Genomic DNA, 13,123 nt, shown 5'->3' with positions numbered 1-13,123 from the left:
AGGGAACTTCAAAGCAAAGAATGGAATGTAGCTTGTGCTTGCTATCATTCCATCTGAGTAGAGAGTCGGTAGTAAGCCGGGTTCTGTTCTCTTAATTCAAGAGGGCGGTTATCTATCTGGGACGGCTGTTACCAGACGTCTCTAGCGGCTCTGATCGCGGAACTGGTAAAAGACCAACCGTAGTTCCATTCGCCTTGCTCCCAACCGGGGTTTACCGAGCCAACACCTCTCGATGTTGCTGGTGCGCTCTTACCGCACCTTTGCACCCTTACCAAAGATTGGTAATTGGGGAAAAGGTAATTGGTAATAGGTTTTTTCCCATTACCCATTACCCATTACCCATTACCTACTCTTGGCGGTATCTTTCTGTGGCACTATCCTCGCGATCGCTCGCACTGGGCGTTACCCAGCAAGTTTGGTCTTTCGGGAGCCCGGACTTTCCTCAAACTAGGCACAAATTGGCTAGTCTGCAACCGCCTACGCCTACTCTCTACCAATACTAGTGTAGTCCTGAATGACCTTTTAACGTTTTCTATTCCAAGGCATAGCGTAATACCAAGGCAGTTTTTTGATTGTGAAAGGACAATCGATAATACACATAGGAGGTTTATTCTCACCTGGAGCTAGACCAACCCGCAATTCAGAGATTCTCAATACTAGCTGCAAAGAAAATTTTAATTCTTTTTTGCCATCTATAAAATCTTGAAATAATAACCTTTGCGCTTTCACAGGGCTTTTTTCCAGCGCACTAATATTAATCAAAGGAGTATTGACTTGGTATGTTTTTGTTAACTCATCCAATTTAAAAACATCTTCAGCAGTCACTGCTGCTGAGAGAGTTTTGCTAGGGGCGATTAAGCTAGGACTTTGCGGTACACCAAGGTCACGTGTGACATCTGGTGATTTGCGAATGACTCGTCGTGATTGCTTGTTGTATTCAACTACTAAAGAGCAATTATCCCAGTCTACATATAAGGCAAGATTTTGAGATTTATTTTCAATACTTACAGATAATTCTTTCAATTCATCAATAAAATATGAGGGGCTGAGCCTAAAAGAGATTCCGATATCATTTTGCAGGTCTTTATCTTTGAGTTGCTCATCGACGACTTGCTTGTCAAAAGTAAACTTGATTTTGTCGTCGATGGACTCAATCATTTTTGTAAAGGTATATGTGACGCCGATAATATACAGCGTCAAAAAAATTAAATTCCCCTCATTTCTGGCTACCATGTATATAAACTCCTGTAAACATTTTCATGTGCAGTGAACAGTTATCAGTTAGTAGTTTACTGTTCACTGATTTAACGGTTTAATCTCGAACTATTTTCTAGCCATCCCTTGCGCCAAAAAATATATAGTAAAACACCTGCGATGACTGCCATCACTGCTAAACAAGCTGGGTATCCCCAATACCAGTTCAACTCAGGCATATTATATGGTGATTTTTCTGTATTAAAGTTCATCCCATAGACGCCAGCAATAAAAGTTAGAGGAATAAAAATTGCTGAAATCACAGTTAGCAATTTCATAATTTCATTCATTCTATTACTGACCGCCGAAAGATAAACGTCCATTAAACCTGATGCAAGTTCTCGATAGGTTTCTACCATATCTATAACTTGTACTGCATGGTCATAACAGTCTCGCAAATAAACTCGTACTTCATGACTAATCATTTTATTTTCGTCCTGAATCAAAGTATGAAGTAAGTTGCGTTGTGGCCAAATCGCACGACGTAGTTGTAGTAATTCTCGCTTAACTTTATAGATTTTCTTTAAGGTTTTAGGTGTAGGTTGAGAGATGACTTCATCCTCTAAATCTTCAATGCGTTCGCCATACTTTTCCAAGACAGGAAAAAAGCCATCAATAATTGCATCCATAAGAGCATAGGCTAGATAATCTGGGCCTTTTTTGCAAATAATACCTTTATTTTTAAAAATGCGCGATCGCACTGCTTCAAAACAATCTCGTTTTGGTTCTTCTTGAACTGTCAGCAAGTAATGTTTTCCTAATACAAAGCTGACTTGTTCACTATGAAACCCATGAGATTTTTTCTTAGGCATGACCATACGTGCAATAATCACTAATTGATCTTCGTAATCTTCTACTTTTGGGCGTTCTGGCACATTCACAATATCTTCTAAAACTAAAGGATGTAACTCAAAAACCTGCCCTAATCTTTGTAAAATATCTTCACTACCTAAACCACGTACATCTACCCAACTTACTGATTCAGTATCTAGGTAAGGAATACAATCTTCTGGTGTTTCCACTTCTTTGCTAATCGCTTCGATTGGGCTATAGTCAATTAATACTATCTTTGGTGGTGGTGCGTTTGCATCAACAATAATGGTTCCTGGTATGCTTCCTGGTAGATGATAGAAATCTTCATTCTCTGGTTCAGTTACTATTGAATTTAAGTGATGCTTTTTTTTAGCCATTTTATTTTTCCTAAATAGTCAATAATAAAGTGTTATTGCTACTAATGGCTGAACAATAAAAATCTTAACATTAGATAGTTTATTCAGAGTTAGTAATGATTAAAAGATTAATTAAACAATTAAAAATGCATAATTTAGAAAATGCAGGACTTATGCGAAAAGTGCCGAAAAGCTTAATTTATTAAACCGCCAAGATGCCAAGAACGCCAAGGATGCATAGAGAATGCTTAAGTCCTAAAATAATGAATTGGTCAGCATTATAGCTAAGTTTGTTATATAAATAATACTGGGTGAGAAATTGTATAAAAAAACAGTTTGCCTTAGCAAGACAAACTGCTGACAAATATATTAGATACAGACAGTATGAGGCTACATCATACCCATACCGCCCATACCGCCCATACCGCCCATACCGCCCATACCGCCCATACCACCCATATCGGGAGCGCCACCGGCGGGTTTTTTCTCAGGTTTTTCGGCAACCACAGCTTCGGTAGTTAAGACCATAGAAGCAATAGAAGCTGCGTTTTGCAAGGCAGAACGTACGACTTTGGCAGGATCAAGAATACCTGCGGCGATCATGTCTTGAAATTCACCAGTCGCAGCATTGTAGCCGACGTTGAATTCTGTAGTACGGACTTTTTCAACGATGACAGAACCTTCAACACCAGCGTTATCTGCTATTTGGCGCAGGGGTGCATCTAGCGATCGCCCAACAATATCAGCGCCAATTTGTTCTTCTTCGTTGAGGCTGTTTTTAATTTCAGCGACTTTTGTAGATAGGTGAATCAGCATCGTACCACCACCAGGAACTATACCCTCCTCTACGGCTGCTTTGGTGGCGTTGAGAGCATCTTCAATCCGCAATTTACGGTCTTTGAGTTCGGTTTCTGTGGCTGCACCAACTTTAATTACAGCTACACCACCAGCTAGCTTGGCGATGCGTTCTTGCAGTTTTTCTTTGTCATATTCGGAATCAGTTTCTTCTAACTGCTTACGAATTTGAGCGATGCGCTTTTGTACGTCGTCTTTGTGTTCGCCATCAGCAACGATGGTTGTGTTTTCTTTGTCAATGGAAATTCTACGCGCAACTCCCAGCATTTCCAAAGAAACCATATCTAAACTTAAACCGATTTCTTCGGAAATTAATTGTCCGCCTGTCAGAATAGCAATGTCTTGCAGCATCGCTTTGCGGCGATCGCCAAATCCAGGTGCTTTAATCGCAGCAACTGACAGCACACCCCGCGCTTTGTTGACTACCAAAGTTGCTAAAGCTTCCCCTTCTACATCTTCAGCGATAATCAATAGAGGTTGACCCAAACGGGCAACTTTTTCTAAAACAGGGACTAAGTCCTGAATACTGCTGATTTTTTTATCGGTGATCAGAATGCGGGCATTTTCAAATTCCACCGTCATCCGTTCGTTGTCAGTGATAAAGTAGGGGGAAATGTAACCCCGGTCAATCTGCATCCCCTCAACTACTTCTAATTCCGTAGTTAGGGATTTAGATTCTTCTACGGTGATTACACCATCTTTAGTGACTTTTTCCATTGCTTCGGCAATCATGGCACCGATTTCTTCATCGTTTCCAGCCGAAACAGTCGCGACTTGAGCGATCGCGCTTCCTTCTACTGGCTTGGCGACTGCTGCAATCTCCTGCACTAGCCTTTCTACGGTTTTTTCGATCCCATGTCTTGTTGCGACTGGATTTGCTCCAGCTGCTACATTTTTCAAACCTTCGCGGATCATGCTTTGAGCCAGTACAGTTGCTGTAGTTGTGCCATCGCCAGCTACTTCTTTTGTTTTAGAAGCAACTTCTTGGATGAGTTTTGCCCCTGTATTTTCTAGGGGATCTTCTAGTTCAATTTCTTTAGCAACGGTGATCCCGTCATTCACGATTTGGGGTGTACCAAACTTTTTTTCTAAAAGGACGTTGCGGCCCTTTGGCCCCAGGGTAATTTTCACTGCATCAGCAAGAGTATTGATGCCCCTTTCTAAGGCACGTCGGGAATCTTCATCAAATGCAATAATTTTGGCCATACTTTTTAGTTTGGTTTAATTTGTGAGTTCTTCCATTAGACAATTTAGCACTCACAAGCCAAGAGTGCTAAGTCAACAAGCCATAAGCTGTTGAGTTTATTAATCTTTACTAGGCTATAGGAGGATATAGGTTTAGGGATGTAGGGGAATCCACCCAAAAAAATCTAAATTTCTTCCTATTCCCTTAATTCAAGCTACGAGAACCCAAATAAGGCAGTCCATATACTCTCATATTTGTAGTGAGAAAAAAAAATGATTGTTATACACTTGATGCTGATATTGGATACTGGCATTAATGGTGGAAACGGGAGATGAATATATACAGCTCCCTTGAGGCGCTTGGTATTGCTGAACCCAGCGGTTCCGGCTGGTTAGCAGTAGTGTTTACATTTCTATTGGCGTGGGTTGTAACGTGGCGTTTGATTCCAGAGGTACGTAAATTTGCCTTACGAGTTGGTTGGGCTGATCAACCAAATGCACGGCGTTTAAACCGAGAACCTTTGCCAAATGCAGGCGGTCTGGCTATCTACGCAGGAGTGCTAGCGGCTTTGATCTTGGCAAGTTTGTTAAGACCAATTGAACTTCAAGGTGTACTAGCTCAGGTTTTAACTATTCTTTTGGGGGGTTCGATACTGGTGCTAGTTGGCTTTATTGATGATCAATTCGGTTTACCTCCCTCAGTTCGTCTGTTAGTACAAATTCTGACGGCCCTGCTGTTGGTTGGCAATGGCATTAGCATTAAAGTTACTTTTGGTACTCCCCTCGACTCGCTACTCTCCACATCGCTAACGGTGTTTTGGGTGGTAGCAATTACTAATGCCATCAATTTGATGGACGGTATGGATGGTTTGGCAGGAGGAGTTAGTTTTATCACTGCTATGAGTTTATTAGCTGTTTCGGCGCAGTTTCCCAACTGGGCAGCAGCAACACTAGTTTTGGCAGCCTTAGCAGGAGCAGCATTAGGTTTTTTACGCCACAACTTTCATCCGTCACACATTATTATGGGTGATGCCGGAGCATATTTTTTTGGCTACGTACTAGCTGCAACTGCCATTGTCGGTGAACTACAAGCCACTACAATTTTTTCTTTAGTACCACCTGTTTTGTTTTTACTTTTGCCAGTGCTAGATACTACCCAAGTATTTGTGCGGCGACTTATGGCAGGGAAAAACCCCCTAAGTACTCCCGGAAAAGACCATTTACATCATCGCTTGCTAGCTTGGGGTTTATCTCAGCGCCATGCAGCCTTGACTCTTTGGTCAATTGCTTTAGTTTGCAACTGGCTGGCGATGACAATCCGAGGCATGAGTTTGGTAGTTATAATTGCTACTACCCTCAGTATTATTACTTTGTTAGGCTTCACCGTTTGGCAGAGGGTAAAGGCAACATAAATTATGAATGATGAATTATGAAAAAGACGAAAGCCCAGTTTCATAATTCATAAATTCATAATTTTTTCTATGCCATCACCATACCGCCATCTACGTTAAAGACTTGTCCGGTGATGTAGCCTGCTGCGGGGTCGGCAGCCAGGAAACGCACCATGCCAGCAATGTCTTCTGGCTGACCATAGCGACCAAGGGGAATATACTTGAGAATACCTTCGGCATCGAGATTGCTGGTCATATCAGTGGCGATAAAACCAGGGGCAACGGCGTTAACAGTAATGCCACGAGAAGCTAGTTCTTTCGCAACAGTTTTAGTAAAACCAATCACACCTGCTTTAGCAGCGCTGTAGTTGGCTTGTCCGGGATTACCCATGAGTCCAGCAACGGAGGTAATGTTGATGATCCGTCCTGAACGCTGTTTGAGCATGATTTTACTGGCGGCACGTGTGCATAAAAATACACCAGTTAAATTGAGATCAATTACTGCTTGCCAATCTTCTGGCTTCATTCTGAGTAAAAGTGTGTCGCGGGTTATACCAGCATTATTGACCAAGATGTCAAGGCGATTGAACTTTTCGATCGCAGCGTTGATTAAAGCATCGACTTGTTCTTCTTTGCTGACATCAGCCGCAAGCGCGATCGCACTTCCCCCTGCTTGCGTAATTTCTGACACTAATTCATCAGCCGCTTGACTAGAACTAGCATAGTTGACAACTACGCTAGCACCAAATTTTGCTAATTCCCGTGCGATCGCTCTTCCAATTCCCCGTGAAGCGCCTGTAACAATTGCTACTTTTCCTTGTAAAGTTTGTAAGTTTTCTGGCAACAATTCCATAACTACTCTTGTTGATTGTTTCACCGCGCTAATCATCATAGGGCGATTTGGGATCGCAACTAATAACAATTCGCTTTAATTTGACTACAGATGATCTGGTGGGGACGCCTTTCAAGGACCAGAGGGGGATTAATTTCGACTTTTACAAAAAGTCTAATAATTACTGCTTTGATAACTGTAGGAGGCGCTCCCAGTGCAACTCTGACACTGGGACTACAGATAGCCTGGGAAGACGCAGCAAATCAAAGTCTGCAAAGCTGCTATCTTTTTTTATTTGCGCTAGGGAAACTGGTAGAGGTAGTCTTTGCACAGGCCGCAAATCTACAACTACTCGTTTAACATCATCTAATTTTGGATCGGGGTAAGGTTGACTGGTTACTTCTGCCACACCTATAATTCGCCGTTCCTTGCCAGTGTGATAAATTAACGCTAAATCACCAATGGTCATTGTCCGTAGATGCTTTAGGGCTAAAGCATTGCTCACTCCATTCCAAACCGTACTGCCATTGTGTTCTAAATCTGAGTAGGAATATTCTTCCGGCTCGGTTTTCAGCAACCAATATGCCATGAAAGCATCTCCAAAAGTTGTCGTGAAGTTTTCAAGTTTCTAAAAATGTAACCATCCTAGATATAGTAATAATCACGTGTCAAAGTAGAGACACATAATTAGTTAGTTGTTAGTGGTTGTACCAGACGTGCTATGGCACGTCTGTACATTGGTTAGTAGGGACGCAAAGCGTTGCGTCTGTATAGAAGTACTTCCAAACAACAAACAACTAATAACAAACAACTAAAAACTAACAACCACTAAAAAAATAATTTCGAGGAGTGAAATTTTATGAATAAACCCACCTTGTTGGGTTCTCAGTTATTAACTGGGAACTTGTGGAAGAGTTTAGCATTTGCCATGCTGGTATGTATTACTTTTAGCCAGCCTGTCTTAGCACAAGAGAAACAGAGGATGTTACGCACTCTTACAGTTACTGGTCGCGGGGTAGAATCAATTCCTGCTACTCTGGCTGAAGTTGTATTAGGTGTAGAAGTGCAGGCTAAAACAGCCCAAGAAGCACAACAAGAGGCTGCTCGGAGATCATCAGCTGTGGTAACACTGCTCAAGACCCGTAATGTGGAGAAACTACAAACTACTGGCATTACTCTTAATCCAGTATATAGTTATAAAGATAACATTCAACGTCTAACTGGTTATAGTGCTAGTAATACTGTAAGTTTCCGCATTGCTACTGATAAAGCTGGCCAGTTGTTAGATGAAGCTGTCAAGGCTGGAGCAACGCAGATTAGCGGTATTAGTTTTGTGGCTACTGATGAAGCGATCGCTCAAGCCCAAAAGCAAGCATTAAAAGAAGCTACCCAAGAAGCTCAACAGCAAGCTGAAGCCGTTTTTAGTGTTTTGGGTTTCCAGCGTAAAGAAGTAGTAAGCATTCAAATCAACGGCGCCAGCGCGCCACCTCCACCGCCACGCCCCATGTTTCGTGCGGATGCGGTTCAAACAGCAAATGCTTCCACTCCCGTAGAAGGTGGTGAACAGCAAGTAGAAGCATCGGTAACGTTGGAAATTAGTTATTAGTTTAGTGGTTAATGGATAGTAGTTAGTGGTTAGTAGTTTTTGTTCTTGACCACTAACTACTAACTACTAACTACCAACTCATCAAAAATTATCGGGATTATTATCGATCATCTCTGCTTCGTCCCGCTTGGAACCAAGCAAGTCTAGTTGATCTACTCTGATGACTGGGGAAGAACGCAGCGCCCCGGTGGTGCGATCATTCCAAGTATCAAATTTTAAGGAACCTTTAACTCCGATTAGGCTTCCTTTACGTACAAACCGACCGGCGATCTCCGCAGTATTTCCCCATAGTTCTAAATTGAACCAATCAGGTTCATCACTACTACGCGATCGCCGCCTTACTGCTAGTGTTAGTTTACATTTGACACTACCACTATCCTCAAAATACTTCATATCAGGGTCGCCGCCTACACGACCAACTAAGGTGACGATGTTAATGCTCATGGGCGTTACCTTTCAGTACAGACGTACTCATACATAATGATTTTCATCATAGCGAATTCTCAAACTGAAAAAACTGTGTTAAATAATTAACAATTATATTTACTGACTATAATGATAAAAATTACTCTGTTATAACTACAAAAGTGTACGGATATGTCTTTACAGTCAGAGAATATAAAACAGTAGCAGCAACAAAAAGGCAAAGATTCCTAAAACTTATACAAAATATAGCCTGCTTTACTAGACTCAGGTCAAAAAAAGTAATAAAATCCTGCACGATTCTCTCTTACGGTAGTAGTCAAAAGTATCGAAATAGGGGGCGACAAAACCCGTGGGCCTTTTCAGTAAGTTTTCCTTATCGCGAGATATGGGTATCGACCTCGGTACCGCCAATACCCTAGTGTATGTATCTGGTAAAGGTATTGTTCTTCAAGAACCATCAGTAGTTGCCATCGACCAAAACGAAAAGGTAGCACTGGCAGTAGGAGAAGACGCCAAAAAAATGCTCGGTCGAACACCGGGAAATGTGATTGCCCTGCGCCCCTTGCGCGATGGTGTAATTGCTGATTTCGATACAGCCGAAATCATGTTAAAAAGCTTTATACAGCGCGTCAATGAAGGTAAATCACTAGTATTACCCCGGATTGTCATTGGTATACCCAGTGGTGTCACAGGGGTAGAAAGACGAGCTGTGATGGATGCAGCAACGCAAGCGGGAGCCAGAGAAGTTTACCTCATTGATGAGCCTGTGGCAGCAGCAATTGGGGCGGGATTACCCGTAGCCGAACCGACTGGCAACATGATCATTGATATTGGTGGTGGTACTACAGAAGTAGCTGTACTGAGTCTTCAGGGTACAGTACTAAGTGAATCAGTACGTATAGCTGGAGATGAACTAACAGAATCAATCATGCAGTATATGAAGAAAGTTCATAACCTGGTGATCGGGGAACGTACTGCTGAAGATATTAAGATTCGTATTGGTTCTGCCTACCCGACTCACGATGATGATGACGCCATGATGGAAGTCCGGGGTTTGCACCTACTATCTGGCCTACCGCGCACTGTAACCATCAAAGGGCCAGAAATTCGTGAAAGTATGTCGGAACCGCTATCAGTGATTATTGAAGCAGTGAAGCGGACTCTAGAACGCACACCGCCAGAACTAGCAGCAGACATCATTGACAGGGGCATTATGCTAGCAGGCGGCGGCGCTTTGCTCAAAGGACTAGATACTCTAATAAGCCATGAAACCGGGATTGTCACCCACGTTGCTGCTGATCCTCTCTGCTGTGTTGTATTAGGTACAGGTCGCGTGTTAGAAAATTTCAAACAGCTAGAACGAGTGTTCAGCGGTCGTTCCCGAAATATGTAGTAAGAACAAGCAATCCCTGAGATTGGGTTTGTAAATAATCCAAATGTGTTAGTATTTACACGGCTAAAAAAGGTATATATGTTTACAGCACGTCGCTGGTGGGAGCATAAAGGATTACACATTGGAATACTGTCTCTAATAGTTGGTGGAGCCTGGATACTGAGGCAAACTCAAGGAGCGCTGTTACTGGAGATTTATCAGGGTGTTACCAGTCAGTTCCAGATTTTGCAGCCAGGGACAAATCCAGAGGAACGGTTGAAAGATGCTCGTGTATTAGAATTAGAAGCTCAAATAACAGAATTAGAAAACCAGAATAAAAAGCTGCAACAGCTGTTGGGTTACGTCGAAAAAGAGCCTATTTCATTACGTCCAATCCCAGCACGGGTCGTAGGGCGCAGTGCAGACAACTGGTGGCAACAAGTGATTCTCAACCGGGGTAGTCTAGCAGGAATTCAAGAAGGATTTGTAGTCAAGGCTGAAGGCGGATTAGTCGGTTTGGTAGAGAGTGTAACTCCTAATACTAGCCGTGTGTTATTAATTAGTGACCTGAAAAGTAAGGTGGGTGTAAATATCAGCCGTACCGGAGCCAAAGGAGTTCTACGGGGCGATGCTTCCGCAGAAGCAGTACTGGAGTTTTATGAAAAAATTCCCAATGTCAAACCTGGGGATGTAGTTGTCACATCGACCTATAGCCAAAAGTTTCCCTCTGGTTGGCCTATAGGAAGAATTAAGTCCCTAGATTTAAAGAAACTGCCAGCCTCAGTAGCGAAAGTAGAACTGTTTCCATCTATTCGATCTTTGGATTGGGTGACAGTATATCCCAAGCCAGAAAATCAACAACAGGAGAATCCCTAATCACAAAAATAAGGATGAAGGGTAAAGATTAATATCTATATTTTTGTGTACTTTACACATGAGTGTTTAATAAAAAAATGAAACTTCCTGCATTTCGGGGTGGCAGGCAAAATAAGCCAAAATCGCGATCGCGAAAATCCATAATAAAAATCAACCCCATTTCACGTTGGCATCCACGCCTCCGACTAATGGTAAATTGGGCCGTGATTTTTGGTTCTGTCATCCTCTGCCTGCTGATGCTGCTTACCCGTCTTCCTGGTATGGAACTATTGGGCATTGGCCCTAATTGGTTATTAATTTGGGTAGTGGCTTGGAGTGTCAAGCGTACACCTTTCCAAGGTGCATTAGCGGGTATAGTTTTGGGATTACTTCAGGATGCAATGACATCACCAGATCCCACTCACGCCCTCAGTTTAGCAGTGGTAGGCTGTCTAACAGCTTTGCTGCAAAAACAGCGTTTTATTCAAGAAGATTTTATTTCCATCGCCTTAATTGTCTTTGGTATGGCGGTTTTGGTGGAAACAATCTTTGCTTTCCAACTAATTTTCATGGGCGATCGCAATACGGCAGACATCTGGGGTTATTACCAAAAGGTAGCCCTAGCCTCTGCTATCGTTAGTAGCCTCTGGGCACCAGTGGTTTATTTTCCTCTGAATCGTTGGTGGCAACAACTGAAATTAGCCGAGCAACAATCCTAAAACAAGTTTAAAAGTTAGTTTTAAAATCTTTGTGGGCGGAGTGTGGATAACCTGGATTCTAACTAGCGCTCTTGCGATGAACCACCAGGCAAAAAGTCAAGGGTGGAGATAATTTGAGACTACAATCCCAAATTATCCTCACCCTTAATTTTTTCTGGAATTTTGGCAATCTCTGGCAAGATGGATTAAAGCTAGAGTTGGAACAGGGCTAGGAAAATTAAAAATTTATCATTTTCTGTTTTTAATTGATTTCCAGCCCCTAGTTGATCACAGTTAAGAAAATGTACTTATAGTAAATTCAGTGATTAAATCAGATTCACATCCGCAACAAAAAGTAGGAACTGAGTTTGACCGGGCAATGATGCGGCGCTGTTTGGAACTTGCTCGGCGCGCTTTGGGATGCACTTCCCCAAATCCGATGGTAGGGGCAGTGATTGTTAAAGATGGTGAAATTATTGGAGAAGGCTTTCATCCCCGTGCAGGTGAACCGCACGCTGAAGTTTTTGCACTTAAAGCAGCAGGTGCAAATGCTCGTGGGGCAACTGTCTATGTTAGTCTGGAACCTTGCAATCACTACGGACGCACTCCTCCTTGTTCAGAAGCATTAATTGCTGCTGGAGTGGCCAAGGTAGTAGTCGGTATGGTTGATCCTAACCCCCTAGTAGCTGGTGGTGGTATTGCTAAATTACGTGCGGCGGGCATAGAAGTAATAGTTGGAGTAGAAGAAGAAGCTTGTCGAAAGTTGAATGAAGGCTTTATCCATCGCATTCTCTACAAAAGACCCTTGGGCATATTAAAATACGCCATGACCTTAGATGGCAAAATAGCTACGACTACTGGTCATAGCGCTTGGGTGACTAACCAGGAGGCTCGTAGCGTAGTGCATCAAGTGCGCGCAGCCTGTGATGCTGTCATTGTCGGTGGAAATACGGTGAGACTGGACAATCCACATTTAACCAGTCGTCAACAGGGAGCGCATAATCCCCTGCGGATAGTCATGAGTCGCAGTCTGAATTTACCAGCACAAGCTAATCTATGGAAAACTGAACAGGCTCCTACTTTGGTGTTGACAGATGTAGGAGCCAACCCTGTTTCTCGAAAAATGCTGCTCAAACAGGGAGTAGAAGTAATCGAATTATCGCCACTGACACCAGAAAAAGTAATGGCTTACTTGTATGATCGCGGTTTTTGTAGCGTGCTGTGGGAATGTGGTGGAACTCTAGCAGCTAATGCGATCGCTCAAGGAGCAGTACAGAAAATCCTAGCATTCATCGCTCCAAAAATAATTGGTGGAAGCAATGCTCCTACACCCGTCGGTGACTTGGGTTTAACCACTATGACTGAAGCATTGTCTTTGGAACGTGTAGAGGTGCGTGTGGTGGGAGCAGATTGTTTAATAGAAGGATATTTACCTCAAAAAGTCATTAATCTGTAGTCATTTGTCATTTGTCGTTTGTCA

Annotated in this window: 12 protein-coding genes and 1 other RNA gene; 6 read left to right on the top strand and 7 right to left on the bottom strand. The window is 42.6% G+C overall.

Going from position 1 to position 13,123, the window contains the following annotated elements:
* Positions 1-56: 56 nt before the first annotated feature.
* The 4 genes from rnpB to groL all read right to left on the bottom strand — a co-directional run bounded on the left by rnpB (position 57) and on the right by groL (position 4,484).
* Positions 57-491: RNase P RNA component class A (gene rnpB / locus NIES592_RS17430), an RNA gene on the bottom strand.
* A gap of 31 nt (positions 492-522) precedes the next feature.
* Positions 523-1,233 (bottom strand): hypothetical protein, encoded by a 711-nt coding sequence (locus NIES592_RS17425; RefSeq protein WP_073556419.1) that lies wholly within the window; start codon positions 1,231-1,233, stop codon positions 523-525.
* Positions 1,234-1,304: 71 nt separating this feature from the next.
* Entirely contained in the window at positions 1,305-2,444 is a 1,140-nt protein-coding gene (gene corA / locus NIES592_RS17420; protein WP_073556418.1) for a magnesium/cobalt transporter CorA, read from the bottom strand.
* 369 nt (positions 2,445-2,813) lie between these two features.
* Positions 2,814-4,484 carry a chaperonin GroEL gene (gene groL / locus NIES592_RS17415; RefSeq protein ID WP_073556417.1) on the bottom strand — a complete coding sequence of 557 codons (1,671 nt, stop codon included), beginning with the start codon at positions 4,482-4,484 and terminating at the stop codon, positions 2,814-2,816.
* 311 nt (positions 4,485-4,795) lie between these two features.
* Here groL and NIES592_RS17410 point away from each other — a divergent pair, with 311 nt between their 5' ends.
* Positions 4,796-5,875 (top strand): MraY family glycosyltransferase, encoded by a 1,080-nt coding sequence (locus tag NIES592_RS17410; protein ID WP_009458012.1) that lies wholly within the window; start codon positions 4,796-4,798, stop codon positions 5,873-5,875.
* A gap of 67 nt (positions 5,876-5,942) precedes the next feature.
* On the opposite strand, the gene fabG is transcribed toward NIES592_RS17410, so the two are convergent.
* Together fabG and NIES592_RS17400 are read right to left on the bottom strand one after the other, a co-directional pair.
* The gene (gene fabG, locus NIES592_RS17405; protein WP_016871049.1) at positions 5,943-6,707 is read right to left on the bottom strand and encodes a 3-oxoacyl-[acyl-carrier-protein] reductase; all 765 of its coding nucleotides are present in this window, start codon (positions 6,705-6,707) and stop codon (positions 5,943-5,945) included.
* Positions 6,708-6,867: 160 nt separating this feature from the next.
* Positions 6,868-7,275, bottom strand: a complete 408-nt coding sequence (locus NIES592_RS17400; RefSeq protein ID WP_009458016.1) for an EVE domain-containing protein — start codon at positions 7,273-7,275, stop codon at positions 6,868-6,870.
* 270 nt (positions 7,276-7,545) lie between these two features.
* Here NIES592_RS17400 and NIES592_RS17395 point away from each other — a divergent pair, with 270 nt between their 5' ends.
* On the top strand, positions 7,546-8,292 hold the full coding sequence (locus NIES592_RS17395) for an SIMPL domain-containing protein (RefSeq protein ID WP_062245339.1): 747 nt from the start codon (positions 7,546-7,548) through the stop codon (positions 8,290-8,292).
* A gap of 81 nt (positions 8,293-8,373) precedes the next feature.
* On the opposite strand, the gene NIES592_RS17390 is transcribed toward NIES592_RS17395, so the two are convergent.
* Complete coding sequence (locus NIES592_RS17390; protein WP_062245342.1) at positions 8,374-8,736, bottom strand: single-stranded DNA-binding protein; 363 nt, start codon at positions 8,734-8,736, stop codon at positions 8,374-8,376.
* Positions 8,737-9,103: 367 nt separating this feature from the next.
* On the opposite strand from NIES592_RS17390, the gene NIES592_RS17385 reads away from it, so the two are divergent.
* From NIES592_RS17385 to ribD, 4 genes are all read left to right on the top strand, one after another.
* A complete protein-coding gene (locus tag NIES592_RS17385) occupies positions 9,104-10,111 on the top strand; it encodes a rod shape-determining protein (RefSeq protein WP_009458021.1) in 1,008 nt (335 codons plus the stop codon).
* A 78-nt stretch (positions 10,112-10,189) separates the two neighbouring features.
* Positions 10,190-10,966 carry a rod shape-determining protein MreC gene (gene mreC, locus NIES592_RS17380; RefSeq protein WP_073556416.1) on the top strand — a complete coding sequence of 259 codons (777 nt, stop codon included), beginning with the start codon at positions 10,190-10,192 and terminating at the stop codon, positions 10,964-10,966.
* A 77-nt stretch (positions 10,967-11,043) separates the two neighbouring features.
* Positions 11,044-11,664: a rod shape-determining protein MreD gene (gene mreD / locus NIES592_RS17375; RefSeq protein WP_062245348.1), complete on the top strand. Its 621-nt coding sequence runs from the start codon at positions 11,044-11,046 to the stop codon at positions 11,662-11,664.
* Positions 11,665-11,965: 301 nt separating this feature from the next.
* Positions 11,966-13,099 carry a bifunctional diaminohydroxyphosphoribosylaminopyrimidine deaminase/5-amino-6-(5-phosphoribosylamino)uracil reductase RibD gene (ribD, locus tag NIES592_RS17370; protein WP_073556415.1) on the top strand — a complete coding sequence of 378 codons (1,134 nt, stop codon included), beginning with the start codon at positions 11,966-11,968 and terminating at the stop codon, positions 13,097-13,099.
* The last annotated feature ends 24 nt before the right edge of the window (positions 13,100-13,123 follow it).

The organism is Fischerella major NIES-592 (genome assembly GCF_001904645.1).
GTDB classification, from domain to species: Bacteria; Cyanobacteriota; Cyanobacteriia; order Cyanobacteriales; family Nostocaceae; genus Fischerella; species Fischerella thermalis.
This window is presented reverse-complemented; position numbering and strand designations above follow the sequence as displayed.

Coding starts and splice junctions, on each gene's coding strand:
- NIES592_RS17425 (WP_073556419.1), bottom strand. CDS start 1,233: ATGGTAGCCAGAAATGAGGGGAATTTAATTTTTTTGACGCTGTATATT.
- corA (WP_073556418.1), bottom strand. CDS start 2,444: ATGGCTAAAAAAAAGCATCACTTAAATTCAATAGTAACTGAACCAGAG.
- groL (WP_073556417.1), bottom strand. CDS start 4,484: ATGGCCAAAATTATTGCATTTGATGAAGATTCCCGACGTGCCTTAGAA.
- NIES592_RS17410 (WP_009458012.1), top strand. CDS start 4,796: ATGAATATATACAGCTCCCTTGAGGCGCTTGGTATTGCTGAACCCAGC.
- fabG (WP_016871049.1), bottom strand. CDS start 6,707: ATGGAATTGTTGCCAGAAAACTTACAAACTTTACAAGGAAAAGTAGCA.
- NIES592_RS17400 (WP_009458016.1), bottom strand. CDS start 7,275: ATGGCATATTGGTTGCTGAAAACCGAGCCGGAAGAATATTCCTACTCA.
- NIES592_RS17395 (WP_062245339.1), top strand. CDS start 7,546: ATGAATAAACCCACCTTGTTGGGTTCTCAGTTATTAACTGGGAACTTG.
- NIES592_RS17390 (WP_062245342.1), bottom strand. CDS start 8,736: ATGAGCATTAACATCGTCACCTTAGTTGGTCGTGTAGGCGGCGACCCT.
- NIES592_RS17385 (WP_009458021.1), top strand. CDS start 9,104: ATGGGTATCGACCTCGGTACCGCCAATACCCTAGTGTATGTATCTGGT.
- mreC (WP_073556416.1), top strand. CDS start 10,190: ATGTTTACAGCACGTCGCTGGTGGGAGCATAAAGGATTACACATTGGA.
- mreD (WP_062245348.1), top strand. CDS start 11,044: ATGAAACTTCCTGCATTTCGGGGTGGCAGGCAAAATAAGCCAAAATCG.